Below are 19,288 nucleotides of genomic sequence, written 5' to 3' on the forward strand. Positions count from 1 at the left end.
CTCCCTATCCCAAGTTACTGAATGCAGGCATGACTTCTATCATCCATTGCGCGATGTAGTTCACCGAGTTCGTCGCAATCAGGATCGCAAATATGATCAGCATCGCGCCCATCACCTTTTCGACATGTGCCAAATAACGACGGTTTCGTTGCAGCCACCCCAAGAACGGACGCGCGAATAATGCCGCAACGACGAATGGCGCAGTCATCGCAACGCCGTATACGAACAACAGCGATCCACCGTGCCATACGTTGCCCATTCCGCTCGCGACCATCAAAATTGCAGCCAACGCCGGGCCGACGCATGGCGTCCAGCCAAAGCCAAATGCCAACCCCATGAGGTAAGCACCGACAACCGTGGTAGGTGACGCACTGCTTTCTAGGCGTGCCTCGCGAAACAAAATCGGAATACGTACGATACCAAGAAAATGCAGACCAAAGACGAATAGAATACCTGCAGCAACATACGTGAGTGCATCACGCCATGCGCCAAACGTCTGCCCTAACGCAGTTGCGCCCATCCCCAGCAGAACAAAAATCGTTGTGACGCCAAGCGCAAAGAATACAGCCGAGATCACAAGTCGACGCTGGGCACCTGCCGGAATTCCGGTGCCTTCGCGCAATTCGTTCATCGACAAACCAGCCATATAACACAAATAAAATGGGACCATCGGCAACACGCAGGGTGTGAAAAAAGAGAGCAACCCGGCAATCGCAGCCCCAAAGTAAGAAACGTCGAGCATCGTTGTTTCCTTGATCAAACGATATATTCATATTAAGATTATTGAATGCGTAGGCATTTGGCTATCTTTTTCAGCGGCATCCTGTCGCTCTTTGTGCTGACCCTTCCCTTGCGGGCAGAGGTCCAACTTCTGATGGCCGAAGAGCCCGGTTGTATGTGGTGCGCACGATGGAATGCCGAGATCGGCCCAATCTATCCAAAGACTGGCGAAGGAGAAGCAGCGCCTCTACGTCGTGTCGATATGACAAAACCTATCCCCGACGATATTCAACTGGTCCGCCGTGTGAGTTTCTCACCAACGTTTGTGTTGCTTGTGGACGGTGCAGAGGTGAACCGCATAGAAGGTTATCCGGGCGAAGATTTCTTTTGGGGACTTCTAGGGCAAATGCTTGCGCACGCTGAGATTCCCTACCAAATCAGGCATTCCGACTAGATCATGAGCAAAATAGTGCGGAATATATTAATTACCTATGGTTACACGGGTGCCAGACTTGATCCGCTGCGCATATCCGCTATTGAGTTCGGTGTTTATCCGAAAACATGGGACCCGTGCTAATGCCACTTCCAGTACTTAACGCCAATTTGGAAGACGATCAGATGGATCGGATGATGGAAAATGCCACCACGGCAACCAACTATCTAAAAGCAATCAGCCACGAAGGTCGGCTGATGATCCTGTGCCACCTTGCGACTGGCGAAAAGTCAGTGACCGAACTAGAAGAACTGCTTTCCGCGCGCCAAGCCGCTGTATCCCAGCAATTAGGCCGCCTGCGCCTTGAAGGTCTGGTGCAGCCCCGCCGCGAAGGCAAAACGATTTACTACAGCTTGACCGATGATCGGTCCCGCAGAATAATTGGTCTCGTTTACGAGCTATTCTGCGAGGCTGACTAACCGGACCGCTTGTTTCCCACAGATCATGCGTCCGACCACACGCCTTGGGAGGGGTGCGAATGCTTGAAGCATGGGGAGACGGGAATGTCGCCGCGATCATAGGGTTGCTTGGCGGTATCCTTCTGGGGCTAGCAGCACGGCTTGGCCGCTTCTGCACACTCGGCGCTATCGAAGACTTCCTCTATGGAGCAAACGACATGCGCCTGCGCATGTGGGGGCTCGCTATTGGAACCGCGATCATCAGCAGCTTTGGACTGATGGCCTTCGGTCTATTCGATCCAACCAGTTCGTTTTATATCGCCGCACGTTGGTCCCCTATTTCAAGTATCGTTGGCGGACTGATGTTCGGCTATGGCATGGCGATGGCTGGCAACTGCGGCTACGGCGCAATCGCGCGTTTAGGCGGCGGCGACTTACGGTCGTTCGTTATCGTCGTCGTCATGGGAATGGCGGCATATGCGACGATTTCTGGCCCCCTAGCCCCAATTCGATTGGCAATATTTGGAGGCATGACACCAGCCGATACACCTGCTGGTATTGCACACCTGTTAGGGGACGTACTTGGCGTACCTGTGGCAGTCGTTGGGCTTGTTGTTGGAACAGTGATCGCAGCCATCACGCTTACTGACAGAGATTTCATCCACAATCGGAGCGCAATAATCTGGGCGATCATCGTCGGCTTCGCTGTCAGTTCTGCTTGGGCAGGCATGTATTACATCCACAGCACTGGATTTGAGAACCTACAAGTCGTCGGTCATACGTTCGCGGCACCCATTGGCGAGACAATGCTCTACGGCATGACCTCAAGCGCACGATCACTGTCGTTTGGTATCGGATCAATCGCAGGCGTGTGGGTCGGCGCCTTCTTAGGAAGCTTGATAAAAGGGCACTTCCGCTGGGAGGCCTGTGAAGACCCCAGGGAACTACGCCGCCAGATATTCGGAGCCGCATTGATGGGCGTAGGAGCCGTAATCGCAATAGGATGCAGTATCGGACAAGGCCTCTCAGCGTTTTCGCTATTAGCTTACAGTGCGCCAGTGACATTTGCGGCGATCTTTACGGGCGCCGCTTTTGGCCTAAAACAAATGATAGAGGGGTTCGCCCCGGCGGAGTAGATTGCGCATAATTGCTTCCTGTCACTCTGCCGCAGTAATTGGTGCGAGTTTACAGCGCGGTTTGCGCTTTTAATATTGTTGACTGAATTTCAAAGTTCGGAGCGAGAACACGCGCAAGTATTCCGCAACTCTAAAACAATGATGGTAACCAAAGTGAAACAGCGGGCACATAGGTCACTAGGATCAACGCCCCCAAGATGGCCAGGTAGAACGGCCAAATTGACTTAAGTGCGTCTTCAATTCTGATTTTCCCCACAGCACACCCGACGAACAAGCAAGTTCCAACCGGCGGTGTGCATAGCCCCAAACCTAAGTTCATCAACATCATGATACCAAATTGGGTTGGATCCATCCCAAGCCCTTTTGCAATCGGTAGGAAGATAGGTGTGCAGATCAGGATCAATGCCGCCATGTCCATGATCATGCCCAAGAGTAGCAAGATGACATTGATCATCAACAAGATGATGATCGGGTTATCCGAGATCGTCACAAGTGCGTTGCTCAACCTTTCGGGCACTTGGTAAAGGGCTAACAAATAGGCAAACGAACTAGCGAAAGCTATCAGGATCATGACCATCGCAGTCGTGCGCACCGTTCCTGTTATCGATAGGACGAATGATTTCCAGCTAAGGCTACGATAGAAAAAGGTTGTCAAAAGCAGCGCATATATCGCGCCGAATGCACCCGATTCAGTCACCGTAAAGACGCCTGATAAGGTACCCCCGACGATAATCACCGCCGTTAAGAACCCGGGAACCGCGTCACCTGCACTGCGACCAACTTCGCGCCATCCTGGAAACGGTTCAGCCGGGTAGTTGTGTTTGACAGAAAGAACGTAAGCCGCAACAGCAAGGCTCGCGCACATCAACATGCCGGGAATGACACCTGCGAGAAACAGTTTCGATACTGACAACCCGCCGCCAGCGGCAACGGCAAAGATGATCATGTTGTGGCTTGGTGGGATAACGATACCCGCAATCGATGACGTGACCGTCACATTCACCGCAAAGTCAGGGCGGTAGCCGCGCTTTTTCATGACAGGGACAAGGATCGATCCGAGTGCAGAAATATCGGCAACAGCGGAACCCGAAATACCGCCAAATAACATGCTAGAAAAGATATTCACCATCGCTAGACCACCTTTAAAGTGACCAACCAACGCTGATGCAAGCTTTACCAGCCGCTCTGCGATACCACCGCGTAACATGATTTCGCCGGCCAAGACGAAGAACGGGATTGCCAAAAGCGAGAATACCGACACCCCAGCGGTTGCGCGCTGGAATGTGATTAGCATCGGAAAGCCTTCATACCAAAAGGCAGAAGCTGCTGCGATACCCATCGCAAACGCAACCGGCACGCCCAGCACCACTCCCACACCGAACACGAGCATCAAAATAGCGAGACCCATCTTAGGACTCCTGCAAATATGGGTTAGGTTTCCATTCGGAGAACGTCGCAATCCGAATGAGGCCGCGGATACCGGCGTTCAAAACGATCAACGCGCCACACAATGTAATGGCAAGCGTTCGAAAGCTTTCCGGAATGTTGAGCATCGGTAGGAACGAGTCCCACCCAAATTTCATAAGCGTGATGCCCGCTATACACATCACAATACCAAATGCCGCAAGAACAAAGTCGATGCTGATAATTACAACTTTCTGTACAACAATAGGCATCAGGTCACGAAATATGGTGACTCCAAGATGTGTTCCCTCTCGGACGCCCGCCGCCGCGCCAAGAAAGGCGATGTAGCATATCAGTAATAGCGCAAGCTGTTCGACCCAGGTCGGTGTAACGTTCAGAACATATCGGCCAAAAACCAACCAACCAAAAGTGATAACAAGTACCACCAACGCCACGGATGCCGTAAAAATGCTGATCCTCTGGATCACATCCAGTACAGTTTCACAGCGCGCTATTAGAGATTTAGAACCGCTCATTCTCGTCTCACTTGAATTTTAGCCTGACAGAAATACGGCCCATGCCTCACATTGACACAGGCCGCTTGGCGTTTCGCAAGTGTTTTAGCTTGCGTCGCGGATCATGTTGACCAAATCAGCAAGGTCTGGATTATCTGCTAGGAACTTTTCGTAAACAGGCGCCATTGCGTCTTGGAATGGGCCTTTGTCTGCGATTGTGTTCACGACTGTGCCGCCCGCCTTTACGATTTCCATGCTTGCGGCTTCACGTGCTTGCCACAGTTCACGCTGAAGAAGTGCGCTGTTGTGACCTGCATCTAACAAGATCTCCTGCTGTTCAGCTGTCAGCTTGTCCCAGGTTACTTTCGACATGCATAGGCACTCTGGAATGATCAAGTGCTCCGTCAATGAGTAGAAAGGGGCAACCTCATAGTGGCTGGTGGATTCGTATGAGGGTGGGTTATTTTCCGCACCATCGACAACGCCAGTCTGGATTGACTGATACACTTCGGCGAACGCCATGGGTGTCGCGTTACCATCCATCGATTCAACCATCGAAACAAACAAATCATTGCTCATTACGCGAACCTTGAGACCTTCAACGTCTGCTGGAGTGTTGATCGGTCGTACAGAGTTATAGAATGACCGCGCACCCGCATCGTACCAACCCAACGGAACGATACCACGCTCAATCATACCCGCGCCGATAGCTTCGCCAACTTCGCCGTCCATCATTTCATACATCGCCGGGATGCTTGGGAAAATGAATGGCAGCGATACAACGTTTGTTTCAGGAATTGATGTTCCCATAGGCCCAAGGCTGAATTCACCAAAGTCGATCACGCCTAGGCGGATTTGTTCGATAGCGTCAGGCTGACTACCTAAGACACCGTTGTGGAATGTCTTTGCGGTCAGTTCGCCATTGGTGCGTTCGGCAACCTCTGCTGCGAAGGATTCCATCGCAATGGAAACCGGATAATCCTCTACGTGGATATTCCAACCACGAAGTTGTTCTGCCGCAACCGAGGTGGCGGCGAACGCCAGACAGCTACCAATTAGGGCGCCGCGAATTGTAAAAGCCAATGTCATGTAATCCTCCCAGATCCAATTGTTTGCTTGCGTGCTTCCCTAGAACCGTTGGATTCTCTCCCAACACGCCAACAGGTATACTAGTATACTCGTCAAGTTAACGTGTCAAACAAACCCTTCGCGGCAAGCAGTATTTGGTGTCGTTTTCTTAAGTTTAAGCCGAAAAATAGCGGCTTAAACATGTTTGCAGGCGTTGAACTGTCAAACAGTGCCACGTGGCGGGCGGTCATTTTGCTTTGTGAAGATCATACCGTCCAGCAATTCGCTTAGCTCAGGGCGTGCGGAGGGGCCGTTCGAAATTGAAATCAACAAAATACTGCCATCGGGACGAATCACGAATGTACCTGGTTCTGCAAAACGGCGATCCGTTTCTGTTGGCGAAAGAGGCTCGGTAACAAACAAACCCAGCTCTGCCATCTGAGGTTCTGTTAGCCCGTAACCTAGCGCGAAATCCCACCCAAACTCCTGTTGGTCAGCTGCGGCTTTTTCCACTGTATCCGCAGATACGACGGCAATATCAAAGCCCGCAGCAGCCCATTCAGCACGCATATCATTCAGTATGTTGAGGTACTTTTTACAGCGCGGACAATGCTTGCCGCGATACACAATAAACAAAGTCCAGTTGTCTTTGCTACCGCCGACAGTGACCTCTCCGCCACCGAGACGGGGAAACGACATCGGCTTCAGTGTACTTCCGGCAATGGGTTTGGGTGTAGGCATTGTTAACTTCTCCGGTAATTGAATTTGAATGCTATGCGTTTTGCCGTTGCCATTCTTGGAAACGGACAAGCGTGTCAGGATCTGTTGGTGGATATAGGCCGCGGATTGAAACGCCGCGATTAACTTCTTCGAGAACAAAAGCCTCAAACAGTTCCATAGCAACGCTTTCTTCGGCGATTTCGTTTGCAAGGTGACGCGGGATAATCATCACACCATCATCATCGCCCAAAACAATATCGCCCGGATAAACCGCAACACCACCGCATGCGATCGGAAGGCCGATGTCTACGGCATGGTGTTTCGTCAAATTAGTGGGCGCTGAAGGCTTGGCCGCAAACACAGGCATCTGTAGCGCCGATGCCCCGGCCGCATCCCGTATACCTCCGTCGCTTACAACGCCAGCTGCACCGCGTATCTGTAATCGGGTCAACAAAATCGATCCTGCCGACGCGGCTGACGCATCTTGCCTGCAGTCCATTACTAATACAGCGCCTGCAGGGCATTCTTCGACAGCAACGCGTTGTGGATGGTCCGATTCACGGAACGCATCAAGCGGATCAGTGTCGGGTCGCGCAGGAAGATAGCGCAAGGTATAGGCTGGCCCAACAAGTGTCTGCTTTCCCGGCGCGAGTGCAGAGACACCTTGGACATACGCGTTATGATATCCTCGCTTAAACAAAAGCGTGGCGACTGTTGCCGTACTTGCCTGTGACAAACGCGAAAGTGTTTCAGAGTCGAGCGAAATTGCGTTTTCTGACTGTGGATTAGGCATTCTCATTTCCTTTGACAGACACCGCTTCAAACAAAGTGGGATCGATAGGAACAAGCGCACCTTTTCCTTGCACTACTGCCCCCGCCAAACGGCAAGCCAGCGTGATGCTATCATTCAAGGGTGCGTTTTCAGCGATCCCAGCCAAAATGCCGGCGTTAAAACTGTCACCCGCTGCTGTTGTATCAATAACGCGATTCAATGGCGGCACTGGCATTACCCCGGACATATCACCGTGGCGAAAATGCACAGCATCCGCACCATTCTTGACAACGATGGTGGTCGCCCTGGCCAAGGCGTAACGACTGACCGTGGCAATTGGGTCGCTATCGCCGAACCATTCCGCCTCGTCTTCAAAGGACGGCAAAGCAATATCGCTGACGGCTGCGCCCTGCATGATCGTCGCGGTCATTTCGGAAGTGCCTGACCACAAACGAGGCCGTAGGTTCGGATCAAAGGCAATTACTTTCCCGCTGGCACGGGCAACTCGCAGCGCATCCAAAAGGATTTCACGTGAAGTCACATCTAAAATAGCTAACGTAATCCCCGAGAAATAGATCAGGTCTACTTCGGTCATGGCACGGGCGAGCAATTGCGGGTCGGTTGCCAATTGCCGCGCGGCTGATTGCGCACGCCAATAGGAAAAACTGCGTTCTCCGTTCTCGAGTGAAATCATATACAGACCAACCGTGCTGTCCGGCACGGTCAATACGTAGCTGCTGTCGATACCACTTGTCGCGAATGCCTCACGCATTTGATACGACAGCGGATCAGTCCCAACGGCAGTAAAAAACGACACATCCATATCAGGCCGTATCTGTGCAAGGTACCAAGCGGTGTTAAAAGTATCACCTGCAAAACCGAGATGATAATCATCAAGCTCGGCCGCCGGAGCAAGTTCAGCCATGCATTCGCCAATCGCGAGGACGCGCATAATTTGTATCCTACAGTCTATAAAAAATCGTCGCGGCGCGGCGTAAAGCAATCAACCAACTTGCCCGGTTCAAGGCAAACACATCCGTGCGTTTGCCCCGATGGGATGACAAAGCTATCGCCTGCGCTGACTTCACGCTCTTGATCACCGAGCGTAAATCGGAACCGACCGCTTTCGACATAAGTAGACTGCACATGTGGGTGATCGTGCAAAGCGCCGATGCTGCCCTCCGCTTCAAAGCGGAAGGCAACGACCATCAAATCTGGATGATCGGATAACACTTGGCGCGTGACGTGTTCTCCGGTTGGAACAATCGGATAGTCAGACATTTTTCGTTCCTTGTCGTGTCGTTAGGAAAACAACATGCCGCCGTTTAGGTCGATGTTTGCACCTGTAATGAAGGCAGAGTCATCACATGCAAGGAACAGAACAAGGTTCGCGGCGTCATCCGTGTGACCTTGGCGCTTGAGCGGCGCTGCGGCTTCAAACCCACGGCGCCCTGCATCTGGCGTGTGGACGTTGTGGAAATCGGTATCGATCATGCCAGGGCACAACGCGTTTACGCGAATATTCGGCCCCAGCTCTTTGGCCAGCCCGCGCGTCATTGTCATGACAGCACCTTTTGCTGTGGCATAGGCAACAGCACCCGGCCCACCGCCGTCACGCCCAGCTTGGCTTGCAAGATTCACAATCGCACCGGATTCCATATGTGCAAGGCACGCCTTGGTGATCATGAACGTGCTGGTCAGGTTCAAATCCATCACTGCATTCCAGTGATCGATAGGCATATCAGCGATGGTTTTTCTCGCGATCAGACCACCAGCGTTGTTCACCAAAACATCAACGCCGCCAAAGTCAGCAACTGTTTTTGCGACAAGCGCGTCAACATCGTCTTGCTTCGTGAGGTCACCCTGCATCGCAAATGCGCGTCCGCCTTGGGCAATGATTGTTTCAACTGCTTTGTCAGCGCCTTCACTACTTGAAAAATAGTTAATCGCAACGCTTGCACCTTCTGACGCCAGCTTAAGCGCGACAGCCAATCCGATATCCCGGCCACCACCTGTTACGATCGCTGCTTTACCTTGAAGTTTCATGTTTTTTCCTTTGTTTGTACTGAGACGGTCGGCTGATTGCCGACATCGAATGTCTTGGGAACGACGACCTTAAAGCTGCGGTCGTCGGCATCTGTGAAATAGAGATCGCAGTCGTATCCTTGATCATCGAGAAAGCTAAACACGCGGCGCGGGGCGGACAGCGGGTATGGAACCAGCAATGTTGCGATACGGTGGCGAACCGACTTTGGAAAAGTCATCTTAAGGCAGGTGCTGATTGGCAGACCTTCGATCTCGGATGGGTCTACATCAGGAAAACCGGTATATTGCGATAGGGTTGGTGCACCGGACTCTGACCACAAGACCTTGCCGTAAAATCCTGCGCGGTCACCGCTATAGCGGAACGTGCTATCGCCCAGCGCAAGTGGTGCGTTCGCATGAAGCTGCCAATCGATGCTAACGGGTGTATCAGCATCAATACTGTCCACGATGACAAAGTATTCACCATTCACGAAATAGACTTCGCGCTGAACCGATGTAACCACGGGCGATAGGGTCTGATAGGCCGCCGTCGCATCACCGTGAATGTATATGTGGTCGCCACGATCTTCGGCGATTTCAATGCGACCGGTTGACTGCATCGCGACCGCTTTGTCACGGCCAGCGTACTGCCCTTTACCATCGATCAAGATCGCATTCTTTGAAACAGTTTGACGGCGCCAGTTTTGGTGCATGGTCGAATTAAAGGCGACGTAATGCCCCGACTGGATCGCCAAGTCTTCGCCAAACGCAGACAGGCAGAACGCGTTCTGATCACCGTGGCTGTGGCTGATTGACCCAAACGGCGAAGATTTCATAACAAACTGAATATGCTCATCTGGCTTGTCCATCGCGTGCTGAACGGCAACCCAACCGATCCCCTTGAACCAGCGCATGCCATCTTCAGGGATGGTTGCTTCGACAATTGGAAAGTCAGTGCGATAGACCAATTCGTCAAAATTAAAGTCCCACCATCCCCAGTTATAGAATGCTTTTTCGGTGCCTGGGTTGATGCGCTTGATTTCGTCGTAATACCATTGATACGCACCATTACCGGTCACGCCGGCGAACTGGCGTAGATTGTAACCGATCTTAACCGCAGGCAGATCGCCCATAGTGCTATCATCGCCAAATGTCGCGCGGCGGGTATCCGGTGCTTTGGTATAGAGCGGCATATCACCCGTTTTTTGAAAGAATGGGCGTTTATACAGATCAATGCCAGCATACCCCTTAAGAAGGTTCGCAGCATCGATAAGATAGGCCATTCCGGTCATCCAATAATGCGGCCCTTCGGCCCAACCGCCGTCGGTATCACCCCATGGTGTGTAGACCGTGGAAAGAAATTCGATGGCGTAGTTCAACCAACCTTCGGCCTCTGGTTCATCATCAAGAAGCGCGATAGCCGCAGGAATAATGACAGCCGAAACTGCGCGCACCGCGTGGCTGTCAAAGGGAAAGAGATGAATATTCGCGTGCTTGATCACGTGATCCGCTGTTTCGCGCGTCCGCGCCAAAAGCGATGTGCGCACAAGGTCGCGTTCCGCCTCATTCATCTGATCATAAAGCCAGTCATACCCCCAAGCGAGCGCAAGGTTCACGCGAAATGCCCATTCGTCAGTATAGCTGCGTGATGTCGTGCCAGCAGGATCCCAAGCCGCCGCTGACAATAGCCATTCTTTGGCACGTATGAGCATCGCATCGTCATTCGTAACCTGACCACCGATCGCTAGATGACGGATTGCGTACAGCAGTTCCTGACAGTCGATATAAGTTTGCCGCCAGACCGAAGCGACACGCTTGTGGTCTGGGTAACCAGCCGGTTGTGGCATGATCTCTTGGTCCATCCACGGTAAGACCGATTTTTCAAAGAAAGTAGCCCAAGTACAATGGTCAGGATCAGCGGAAATATCTTTGCGAAATGCATTCAGACGATCCGATGTCATCCACAAGCGCGGGTGGCTGCGGGTCAGCTTAGCAAACCGCACCTTTCGCGATGAGAGCGGCGTTTCCGGTAGGCCCTCGGCGACAGAGAACGTACGTGTTGTGCTCCACTCCGTTGTTGGCCTGCCGGTCTTTGGATCGCAGACTGCGTACGACCAATGATATTCACCCGGCTTCAAAACGACGTCGGGTGTAAAGAAATTCAGCGGGATACCTGAAAACGTCTGAGTGGCCTGATCCGAAAACGCCGCATCAGCCGATACGCGCAGCACATACTGCGCTTCATCTTCGATCACAGGCAGCCAAGTAAACCGCGGCGGATTTTCAACGACATGTGTGCCGCGATCTGGCGCGTACTGAATTGTCAGGCGGCCCGCCTTGGGTTCGTCTAGAGGAAGAAGTGTTTGAGCGGGCATCTGATTTCCTTGATTTTCGTGAAGAAAAAGTGAGTGCGGCTAGGCCTTCCCAGCCACACTCGTCGGCTGCTGGAGGATCAGCCGTATTGGCGGGCGTAGGCCGAATTTATGACTTCAATGACCTGTTCATAGCCCATGTCATTGAGCGTCTCGACGTAGGCATCCCAGTCTTGCTGGATGTCGCCAGAACCAAGAACCCATGCCTGCTGACGTTCCAACATGTAGGTGCGCAGCGACGGCCAGTAGCGATCATAGATTTCTTGTTCATCTTCAGTGAACGCAACGCCTAGGAACTGATCAACCAAAAGGTCGTGTTGGTCGTATAGTTCAATACCTTTACGCGCCGCGTCCGCAGTCCACTGCCATTCATAACGGTAGTCTTGCCAGTAACCGCGCTGAATTTGCGCACCGACCGCATACATCTGCGCGTTCACAGGTTCACCGCTGTTGAGGACAGCGTCTTTATAGACAGGTTGGCCATCGACCATATCCCATGTTTCACCTTCGACCCCAAAGTTGGACAACAGACGCCCCTCTTCGGTGAACCAAAAATCGAAATATTTGATCGTCTCAACAAGGTTTTCGTTGGTATGGCTGATTGCCCATCCGTCAGGTTTGATCGGCGTACGGCGGTGTTCTTCCATACGGACGCCCGACACGGATTCAGGCGGCAAGAACGGCGCAAAGTTAAAGCCTTCAACCTTATCCGCCAGCGCGGCATTGTAGCCAGATGTTGAAGCGAACCAGTCATGGGTGAATCCACCTAGGTTTTCGCTTAGCAAATATTCGCGAGCGGATGAACCACGGGTAAATACCTCTGGGTCGATCAACCCCTCTTCGTACCACTTTGCGACGTTAGCCAACCCATCGCGGTAAGCTTCCTGTGCGTAAGGGTGCACAACACGACCGTCATCATTGACATAGAAATCATGGTACGTGTCTGAACCCGACGAACGCGCATCCCAGAATGTCACGAGCCGAATGACTTCTTCCCAGTTACGGAAGAACGAGGGAACTTCATCTTTTAGGCCGTTACCGTTTGGATCTTGGTCGCGGAAAGCAACCAGAACATCATGCAGTTCATCGACGGTCTGCGGCTGTTCGAGCCCCAGTGTGTCCAACCAATCTTGGCGGATGAAATAGGCCCGACCGTATTTTCCATCTGGCAGATACGGGATATAATAGTAGTTACCATCATAAGCCGAGATCGCTTCTTGTAGGCCCGGATGTGAATCCCAGAACGCCTGAATATTTGGTGCATGTTCAGCGACCAAATCGTTCAAGGGTACAAACGCGCCTTGGGGACCATATTCGTTGACCGGCTGCTTGATCAGGTGACCACCGACAATGTCTGGCATATCGCCAGACGCGATAAGCAGGTTCATAGCCTCTGCAGAATCTTTAGTGTTCCGGCCAACCGTCGCCTCAGTTAGTGAAACACCAGTCAGTTCACGCGCCTTTTGTTCGACTGCGTAATCTTCGTTATAACCCTGCGCACGCGGCCAATGCATGTGGATCGACAGTTCCAGCGGTTTATCAACGATCATGAGGTGACCTTCGGCAAAGGCCGGTGTCGTGATAGCCGTTGTCGCCAACATGGCGATAGACAGTGATAGATTTCGCATGATTTCCTCCCTGAATGCGAACGTGGTCATTCCTTCACTCCGCCCAGCAAGATGCCCTTGCTGAAATATTTCTGGAGGAAGGGGTAGATAAGCAGGATTGGAATTATTGAGCATACGATGATTGCTGCGCTGACAGTTTCGACAGAATAGGGTGCGTTGATCAACGTGGCCGCAAAAGCCTCATCGTCGGTTAACTCGACAATGACGTGGCGCAGGTACACTTGAAGCGGGATTTTGTCTTCGTCCTGCAACAGAACCATCGCCCAAAAGAACCCGTTCCAGCGCGATACAATGCAAAACAATGCGACCGTTGCGATGGCTGGTTTCGATAGTGGCGCATAGACTTTCCAAAGGACCTGAAATTCGTTGGCACCGTCCATCCGCGCAGCCTCTTCAAAGGACTGCGGAATACCTTCAAAGAAATTGCGCAACAGGATGATGTTGAAGCCGTTAACGGCAAACCCAATGATGATACCGAAATAGCTGTCCAAAAGGCCCAGATCACGCATATTCAGAAAGAACGGAATAAGGCCTGCGTTGAACCACATGGTGAAAGCCACCATTAGGTTCCAGAACCGTCGCCCATAAAGCTGCGGACGTGACAGCGCGTAAGCACCCGGAATAATGAACGCGAGGCTCATCAGCGTGCCGCCAATGGTGTAGATGAACGTGTTCTTGTAGCTAATCCAAAACTGCGGTTCGCTCAGCACTTGCTTATAGGCTTCGAGAGTAAAGCCAACGGGAGTCAGGATGACGTTACCAGCACGTGCTTCGAACCCGGTGCTCATCGACAATGACGCGATGTAGATGAACGGATACAGCGTTGAGATCGTGAACAGCGCGATTAGCACCATGTTGACGATTACAAAAAGCTTATCGCCGCGAGAGTAGAGATTCATATTCGCCATTGCTTCGTTCCCCCTACCAAAGTGACGTGCGCGAATAGCGTTTGGAGATTGTGTTCGCGGTCATCACAAGAACGAAGGCGACGAAGGCGTTGAACAAACCCGCTGCCGCGGCAAAATCGTATTGCCCGCCCTGTAGGCCCTGCCGGTAGATATACGTGTTCACCACATCTGCCGTTTCATAGGTTGCAGGCTGGTAAAGCAGGATGATCATCTCAAACGAAACTTCGAGGATGTTACCAATGCGGATGATCAGCATAATAATGATCGTTGGCATGATCGAAGGGATCGTGATTTTCCACATCATCTGCCAGCGCGATGCGCCATCAACGACAGCGCTTTCATACAGCGTGGGTGAAACCCCAGCGATGGCCGCAAGATAAACGATCGATTGAAAACCTGCTTCTTGCCAAATGCCAGTGCCGATAAAGATCGGACGGAACCATTCAGGTTTTGTCAGGAAGTAAATTGAATCAATGCCAAACCAACCAAGGAACGTATTGACGATCCCCGCCGAGGGCGAAAATGCCGTCATGACAATACCAGCAATGATCACAGACGAGATAAAGTGCGGCAGATAGACAATCGTCTGCGCCGTCTTTTTGAAGGTCTGATTCAGGACTTCGTTGAACATCAGCGCCAAGAGAATTGGCATCGGAAAGCCAAAGAGCAGCCCATAAAAGCTGATTATGATCGTGTTCTTCAATGCCCGTAGGAATTGATCGTTATTGAACAAGGTCTCGAAGTGTTCGAATCCTATCCAAGGGCTGCCTGCGACACCGCGGAAAATCGAGTAATCCTTGAACGCAATTTGAAGCCCGTACATGGGCTTGTACAGAAAGACGAGCAGCCAAATAATGGTTGGCAATAGCATCACATAAAGCTGCCATTCCCGTTTTAGGTGGTCTCCTACCCGCACGATACGGCTTGCTTTGCGGTGCCGCTTGGCCTCGCTGGCGTCAAAAACCAGTTCTTCCGTAGTCGGACCAGAGAAGTTCGGATCGTTGCTCATTGCTTGAGCACCTGACCGGGCAATGCTTGGCCGGTTTCAGCGTCGAAGACACGGATCAAATCCGGCGCAATCGTGAAACCTGAAATCCCGTCTAAGATAGCCATCTGACCGACGGTTTCGGTACGAATGACGAATGGGTCATCTTGTAAGGTCGCATGGATGAGAGCCTCTGATCCCAGCGTTTCGATTAAATCGACCTCGACGGGAACGCAATTTGCTGTGGTGTTATCCGCGACGGTCACGAACTCTGGCCGAATGCCAAGGATCACCTCTTGGCCGACCGCATTCTGTAGTGCGGAGATTTGAGAGAGCTGCAAAGAGCCTCCGCTAAATGTCGCAACAGGGCCCTGATCTCCGGTTGCGATGGTAGCCTTGACCATATTCATCGGTGGCGAACCTAAAAATCCGGCAACAAAAGTATTTGCGGGGTTCAAGAACAGTTCCATCGGCGTGCCGATCTGTTCAATCCGTCCGTCGTGCATAACAACAATACGATCGGCCAGCGTCATTGCTTCGACCTGATCGTGCGTCACATAAATTGAGGTCGCGCCGAGCCGTTTATGTAGCCGCTTTATTTCAGCACGCATCTGAGTGCGAAGCTTGGCGTCCAGGTTCGACAGCGGCTCATCAAACAGGAAAACTTTGGGACGCCGCACGATGGCACGGCCCATCGCCACCCTTTGACGCTGACCACCAGACAGGTCTGCCGGACGGCGTTCGAGATAAGGGGTAAGGCCAAGAATATTGCCAACCTCGTCCACCGACGAAGCGATATGTTCTTTGCTTTCCTTGCGAATGCGTAAGCCAAAAGCGATGTTTTCAGCGACGTTAAGATGTGGATAAAGCGCGTAGTTTTGGAAAACCATTGCTACATCACGATCTTTGGGGGCAACACGGTTCACGTGCCGGCCGTCAATCGTTAGGTCACCACCTGTGATCTCCTCAAGGCCCGCGATCATCCTTAGCGTTGTCGACTTGCCGCAACCCGACGGACCGACAAGAACAACGAACTCCTGCTCCTGCACTTCTAGATCGATCCCGTGCACCACTTGCAGCGCACCATAGGACTTTACGATACCTTTAAGGCTAACTCCGGACATGGTCCCTCCCCTACATGCACCACCTCCTCGTGATGCACTTGAACCCTGCGGTTGATTCGTCTCCGCCTCAAACTGGTATACTAGTAAATGTTCTGGTATACTAGTCTGAAATGGTATACACCTTAACGAAACCGGCGATATGGTAGAAAAAGTAAGGAACACATGCGCACCGCGATCGCACAGTCTGGCGCGTCGCGACCTGGAATATGCGGCTTGCAGGTACAGTAAGAGATTCAAAGTGCCCGCCCCCTTCCATTTTGCGGCCGGCTATGATCGAGATGCGTGCAAAGATTTGCTGCTTTAAGCGAGCAATGACATGAAGAATGACAGTTGCGCAGCAAGTTCCTTGTGACGCAGCGCGTGAACACAAGATGGAGACGATGTGATGGGGCAAGCAACCCAACGCGGCGACCGACGAACCAACGTCGATGACATTTTTGACTATCTTCACGAGGAGATCTTGTCGTTAAACCTGCGGCCCGGTGACAAAATCTCGGAAGCCGATATCGCGGCCCAGTTTGGCGTTTCACGCCAGCCCGTGCGTGACGCGTTTAGCCGTCTCGCCAATCTTGACCTTCTGCTGATCCGCCCTCAGCGCGCAACGGAAGTAAGGCGCTTCTCGATGCGAGAGATTGAAAAATCACGCTTTGTGCGAGCTGCTGTCGAGAGCAAAGTCCTGCAAAGAGCAGCTAAATACTGCGATGCGCAAGGTGCTGCGCAACTCGATATGGCGCTAGCTCAGCAAGAAAAAGCCATCAGAGATAGGGACTTTGATAGCTTTGGTGCACTTGATTACGAATTTCACAAAACCCTTTGCACAATTGCGCAGGCCGACTTTGCCTTTGATGTCATCATGAGCGAAAAATCCAAGGTCGATCGCCTTTGTATGCTTGGCCTCGCTAAGGAAGACCGCATGCCCGAACTGGTGGCTGATCATAAGGCAATTGCTGAGGCCGTCAAAAAACATGATCCTGACAAGGCCGTCGAAATTGGAATGCTGCACCTGTCGCGATTGGACGAAACAATCGAGGGGATATCTGCGACCAAGGCGAGCTATTTTGAGCACGCCGATGACTGAGACAGAACAGAAAACAGCAGCACGACATAAACCTAATATATCTGCAAAAATACTCGCAGTTTAGCAGTCACAGGTCGAAAGCATCGATGTCGTGGACGAAATCTAGACCTACTGTATCGACCACCTCGGGCCCTAAATCACGTGATATATTCGCGTTAGCGTGGCCGATGACGCTAAAAGCAATCATGCTTCACGGCACCGTCGTGATAGATGCATATCTTGTCGCGGCATTGGGTGAAATATCACTTGCAGCGATGGGCCTTGCTGCCGCCATCGCTGGTTTTGTGCTGGGCGCGATACTCGCGTTTTCCAACGCGATGCAAATTCGTACAGCACAGGCATATGGTACCCGCGACCCAGTCTTTATTAAGTCGGTCCTTGCTTCGGGTATGACGATCAGTCTGGTTGTGGGCTGCATCGGGCTCGCCATCATTTCGATATTTGGCGGCACGGTCGTTGGCATAATGGCACCAACTGAAGAAGTCGCGACCCTTGCCAAAGATTACCTTGCTGTGTTCGCAATCGTCATCCTGGCCGAAGCCATCGGCCAATGCTTGTCGAGCTTTTTCAACGGCTGCGGACGAACCAAAATTTCGCTGTATAGCTTTTGCCTCTCACTGCCGATCAATATCGTGGCAAGCATTGCGTTCATCCATGGTTACTGGGGGTTACCAGCCCTAGGTGTAACCGGAGCAGCGATAGGAAGCGCCATCGCAGCGACAGTCCAAGTTAGCTTTCTGATTTACCAACTGTCACGGCATGACAGCTATCTTCGCAAAATACAGGGCTGGCGTCAGACAAATTTCACGCAGACACTAAAGCGGCATTTGATCTTTGCGTTACCCATTGCCGTGACCTTCTTTAGCGCGACCTTCGCGACCCATATCTGCACGCTAATATATGCAAAGCTGAGCCTGAACGCATTCGCGGCCATGACGCTCATCGCGCCTTGGATCATGGTTGCAGGAACAATCGGGATGCAATGGGCGCAAGCAACTGGCATTATAGTGGCACAGCTGTTGGGACAAAATGAACAAGAACAAGTGCTAGATCGCTTCCTTAGCAGCGCTTGGCGCGGAGCCTTTATCGCAGCAGCATTTGTAGCTGCGATCTTTCTCATAGTCTGCTTATCAGCCAGTTACCTGTATTCAGATTTGAACACGCAAACGCGGTCATTTCTGCTGAGCTTCCTACCGATCTTGCTCATTTTGCCCTTCCCCAAAGGCTCCAATGCCATTTGCGGAAACACACTTCGTGCAAGCGGCGACACAATCTATGTGATGCATATTTTTGTCTGGTCACAGTGGCTGTTCCGTGTCCCAGCAACTGCGCTGGCGGTGTTGTACTTTGACCTGTCGGTCATCTGGGTTCTGTCGATCCTGCTATTCGAAGAATGCGTCAAATTTCCAGCGTTCCACCGGCGCATTTATCGCGGAGAATGGAAGCGGGCGATAGTATCGGAATAAAATCGGCCGAGGCCGCGTTATGAATGCGCCGCGCCTAGCATCATTGTTTCCCGAGCCAGACAACCACGGCCCGCAAGGCTACTGTTAAATTAGCGGCTTTTGGGTCTGGGTCAGAATTGAATGACGTAAAAAGCGTTTTCTGAAGTATTCGAAGTCGGTTCAGACAAAAATTGATGACGTTCCACAACTTTTATAAACCGCTAAGCAGATTTCACCTTTCCGTCGAGACATTGTCCCAAAGCGTTTTATGTTGCCACCAGGCCATCGGTTGCGGTACCTGTCGCGACGATCCACCCGCTTCTAGCCGAACAACAGGGTTTCACGTGCGTTTGCGCTGTAAATCGAACGCAAACGGCCGCCCTTAGGCGGTTGGTAACGCTTTGATATATTGTATAAATTTTGGTTGCGGGAGTAGGATTTGAACCTACGACCTTCAGGTTATGAGCCTGACGAGCTACCGGGCTGCTCCATCCCGC

Annotated in this window: 19 protein-coding genes; 5 read left to right on the forward strand and 14 right to left on the reverse strand. The window is 51.9% G+C overall.

Going from position 1 to position 19,288, the window contains the following annotated elements; genetic code table 11:
• Positions 1–4: 4 nt before the first annotated feature.
• Positions 5–742, reverse strand: coding sequence for a cytochrome c biogenesis CcdA family protein (locus ACHUEV_RS13240; protein WP_394180615.1), 738 nt, complete (start codon positions 740–742; stop codon positions 5–7).
• Between the two features lie 45 nt (positions 743–787).
• Between ACHUEV_RS13240 and ACHUEV_RS13245 the strand changes: the two genes are divergently transcribed.
• The 3 genes from ACHUEV_RS13245 to ACHUEV_RS13255 all read left to right on the forward strand — a co-directional run bounded on the left by ACHUEV_RS13245 (position 788) and on the right by ACHUEV_RS13255 (position 2,747).
• Entirely contained in the window at positions 788–1,174 is a 387-nt protein-coding gene (locus ACHUEV_RS13245) for a hypothetical protein (RefSeq protein ID WP_394180616.1), read from the forward strand.
• Between the two features lie 122 nt (positions 1,175–1,296).
• Complete coding sequence (locus tag ACHUEV_RS13250; protein WP_394180618.1) at positions 1,297–1,632, forward strand: ArsR/SmtB family transcription factor; 336 nt, start codon at positions 1,297–1,299, stop codon at positions 1,630–1,632.
• 59 nt (positions 1,633–1,691) lie between these two features.
• Positions 1,692–2,747, forward strand: coding sequence for a YeeE/YedE family protein (locus ACHUEV_RS13255; protein WP_394180619.1), 1,056 nt, complete (start codon positions 1,692–1,694; stop codon positions 2,745–2,747).
• 130 nt (positions 2,748–2,877) lie between these two features.
• On the opposite strand, the gene ACHUEV_RS13260 is transcribed toward ACHUEV_RS13255, so the two are convergent.
• The 13 genes from ACHUEV_RS13260 to ACHUEV_RS13320 all read right to left on the reverse strand — a co-directional run bounded on the left by ACHUEV_RS13260 (position 2,878) and on the right by ACHUEV_RS13320 (position 16,268).
• The gene (locus tag ACHUEV_RS13260) at positions 2,878–4,155 is read right to left on the reverse strand and encodes a TRAP transporter large permease (RefSeq protein ID WP_394180621.1); all 1,278 of its coding nucleotides are present in this window, start codon (positions 4,153–4,155) and stop codon (positions 2,878–2,880) included.
• A 1-nt stretch (position 4,156) separates the two neighbouring features.
• A complete protein-coding gene (locus ACHUEV_RS13265; RefSeq protein ID WP_106359280.1) occupies positions 4,157–4,687 on the reverse strand; it encodes a TRAP transporter small permease in 531 nt (176 codons plus the stop codon).
• Between the two features lie 84 nt (positions 4,688–4,771).
• Positions 4,772–5,755: a TRAP transporter substrate-binding protein gene (locus ACHUEV_RS13270; protein WP_394180624.1), complete on the reverse strand. Its 984-nt coding sequence runs from the start codon at positions 5,753–5,755 to the stop codon at positions 4,772–4,774.
• Between the two features lie 201 nt (positions 5,756–5,956).
• On the reverse strand, positions 5,957–6,475 hold the full coding sequence (locus tag ACHUEV_RS13275) for a peroxiredoxin family protein (protein WP_106359278.1): 519 nt from the start codon (positions 6,473–6,475) through the stop codon (positions 5,957–5,959).
• Positions 6,476–6,506: 31 nt separating this feature from the next.
• Positions 6,507–7,247, reverse strand: coding sequence for a ribonuclease activity regulator RraA (locus ACHUEV_RS13280; protein WP_394180627.1), 741 nt, complete (start codon positions 7,245–7,247; stop codon positions 6,507–6,509).
• Complete coding sequence (locus ACHUEV_RS13285) at positions 7,240–8,178, reverse strand: sugar kinase (RefSeq protein WP_394180629.1); 939 nt, start codon at positions 8,176–8,178, stop codon at positions 7,240–7,242. Before ACHUEV_RS13285 ends, ACHUEV_RS13280 begins: the two co-directional genes overlap by 8 nt.
• A gap of 17 nt (positions 8,179–8,195) precedes the next feature.
• Entirely contained in the window at positions 8,196–8,507 is a 312-nt protein-coding gene (locus ACHUEV_RS13290) for a cupin domain-containing protein (protein ID WP_106359275.1), read from the reverse strand.
• Between the two features lie 21 nt (positions 8,508–8,528).
• On the reverse strand, positions 8,529–9,272 hold the full coding sequence (locus ACHUEV_RS13295) for an SDR family NAD(P)-dependent oxidoreductase (RefSeq protein ID WP_394180631.1): 744 nt from the start codon (positions 9,270–9,272) through the stop codon (positions 8,529–8,531).
• Positions 9,269–11,626: a DUF4962 domain-containing protein gene (locus ACHUEV_RS13300; protein WP_394180633.1), complete on the reverse strand. Its 2,358-nt coding sequence runs from the start codon at positions 11,624–11,626 to the stop codon at positions 9,269–9,271. The genes ACHUEV_RS13295 and ACHUEV_RS13300 overlap by 4 nt, the downstream gene beginning before the upstream one ends.
• A 77-nt stretch (positions 11,627–11,703) precedes the next feature.
• Positions 11,704–13,251 carry a type 2 periplasmic-binding domain-containing protein gene (locus ACHUEV_RS13305; RefSeq protein ID WP_243394616.1) on the reverse strand — a complete coding sequence of 516 codons (1,548 nt, stop codon included), beginning with the start codon at positions 13,249–13,251 and terminating at the stop codon, positions 11,704–11,706.
• A 26-nt stretch (positions 13,252–13,277) separates the two neighbouring features.
• Positions 13,278–14,159, reverse strand: a complete 882-nt coding sequence (locus ACHUEV_RS13310) for a carbohydrate ABC transporter permease (RefSeq protein WP_106359272.1) — start codon at positions 14,157–14,159, stop codon at positions 13,278–13,280.
• Positions 14,160–14,172: 13 nt separating this feature from the next.
• Positions 14,173–15,168 carry an ABC transporter permease gene (locus ACHUEV_RS13315; protein WP_394180636.1) on the reverse strand — a complete coding sequence of 332 codons (996 nt, stop codon included), beginning with the start codon at positions 15,166–15,168 and terminating at the stop codon, positions 14,173–14,175.
• Positions 15,165–16,268: an ABC transporter ATP-binding protein gene (locus ACHUEV_RS13320; RefSeq protein WP_394180637.1), complete on the reverse strand. Its 1,104-nt coding sequence runs from the start codon at positions 16,266–16,268 to the stop codon at positions 15,165–15,167. Before ACHUEV_RS13320 ends, ACHUEV_RS13315 begins: the two co-directional genes overlap by 4 nt.
• A 385-nt stretch (positions 16,269–16,653) precedes the next feature.
• Here ACHUEV_RS13320 and ACHUEV_RS13325 point away from each other — a divergent pair, with 385 nt between their 5' ends.
• Both ACHUEV_RS13325 and ACHUEV_RS13330 read left to right on the forward strand, forming a co-directional pair.
• Positions 16,654–17,346: a GntR family transcriptional regulator gene (locus ACHUEV_RS13325; protein WP_394180638.1), complete on the forward strand. Its 693-nt coding sequence runs from the start codon at positions 16,654–16,656 to the stop codon at positions 17,344–17,346.
• A gap of 167 nt (positions 17,347–17,513) precedes the next feature.
• The gene (locus ACHUEV_RS13330) at positions 17,514–18,812 is read left to right on the forward strand and encodes an MATE family efflux transporter (protein ID WP_394180640.1); all 1,299 of its coding nucleotides are present in this window, start codon (positions 17,514–17,516) and stop codon (positions 18,810–18,812) included.
• The last annotated feature ends 476 nt before the right edge of the window (positions 18,813–19,288 follow it).

It is taken from the genome of Yoonia maritima (genome assembly GCF_043641945.1).
GTDB lineage: Bacteria > Pseudomonadota > Alphaproteobacteria > Rhodobacterales > Rhodobacteraceae > Yoonia > Yoonia maritima_B.

Bases quoted from the DNA above. Each gene is read 5' to 3' on its own strand.
- ACHUEV_RS13240 (WP_394180615.1), bottom strand. From the start codon at position 742: ATGCTCGACGTTTCTTACTTTGGGGCTGCGATTGCCGGGTTGCTCTCT.
- ACHUEV_RS13245 (WP_394180616.1), top strand. From the start codon at position 788: ATGCGTAGGCATTTGGCTATCTTTTTCAGCGGCATCCTGTCGCTCTTT.
- ACHUEV_RS13250 (WP_394180618.1), top strand. From the start codon at position 1,297: ATGCCACTTCCAGTACTTAACGCCAATTTGGAAGACGATCAGATGGAT.
- ACHUEV_RS13255 (WP_394180619.1), top strand. From the start codon at position 1,692: ATGCTTGAAGCATGGGGAGACGGGAATGTCGCCGCGATCATAGGGTTG.
- ACHUEV_RS13260 (WP_394180621.1), bottom strand. From the start codon at position 4,155: ATGGGTCTCGCTATTTTGATGCTCGTGTTCGGTGTGGGAGTGGTGCTG.
- ACHUEV_RS13265 (WP_106359280.1), bottom strand. From the start codon at position 4,687: ATGAGCGGTTCTAAATCTCTAATAGCGCGCTGTGAAACTGTACTGGAT.
- ACHUEV_RS13270 (WP_394180624.1), bottom strand. From the start codon at position 5,755: ATGACATTGGCTTTTACAATTCGCGGCGCCCTAATTGGTAGCTGTCTG.
- ACHUEV_RS13275 (WP_106359278.1), bottom strand. From the start codon at position 6,475: ATGCCTACACCCAAACCCATTGCCGGAAGTACACTGAAGCCGATGTCG.
- ACHUEV_RS13280 (WP_394180627.1), bottom strand. From the start codon at position 7,247: ATGCCTAATCCACAGTCAGAAAACGCAATTTCGCTCGACTCTGAAACA.
- ACHUEV_RS13285 (WP_394180629.1), bottom strand. From the start codon at position 8,178: ATGCGCGTCCTCGCGATTGGCGAATGCATGGCTGAACTTGCTCCGGCG.
- ACHUEV_RS13290 (WP_106359275.1), bottom strand. From the start codon at position 8,507: ATGTCTGACTATCCGATTGTTCCAACCGGAGAACACGTCACGCGCCAA.
- ACHUEV_RS13295 (WP_394180631.1), bottom strand. From the start codon at position 9,272: ATGAAACTTCAAGGTAAAGCAGCGATCGTAACAGGTGGTGGCCGGGAT.
- ACHUEV_RS13300 (WP_394180633.1), bottom strand. From the start codon at position 11,626: ATGCCCGCTCAAACACTTCTTCCTCTAGACGAACCCAAGGCGGGCCGC.
- ACHUEV_RS13305 (WP_243394616.1), bottom strand. From the start codon at position 13,251: ATGCGAAATCTATCACTGTCTATCGCCATGTTGGCGACAACGGCTATC.
- ACHUEV_RS13310 (WP_106359272.1), bottom strand. From the start codon at position 14,159: ATGGCGAATATGAATCTCTACTCTCGCGGCGATAAGCTTTTTGTAATC.
- ACHUEV_RS13315 (WP_394180636.1), bottom strand. From the start codon at position 15,168: ATGAGCAACGATCCGAACTTCTCTGGTCCGACTACGGAAGAACTGGTT.
- ACHUEV_RS13320 (WP_394180637.1), bottom strand. From the start codon at position 16,268: ATGTCCGGAGTTAGCCTTAAAGGTATCGTAAAGTCCTATGGTGCGCTG.
- ACHUEV_RS13325 (WP_394180638.1), top strand. From the start codon at position 16,654: ATGGGGCAAGCAACCCAACGCGGCGACCGACGAACCAACGTCGATGAC.
- ACHUEV_RS13330 (WP_394180640.1), top strand. From the start codon at position 17,514: ATGACGCTAAAAGCAATCATGCTTCACGGCACCGTCGTGATAGATGCA.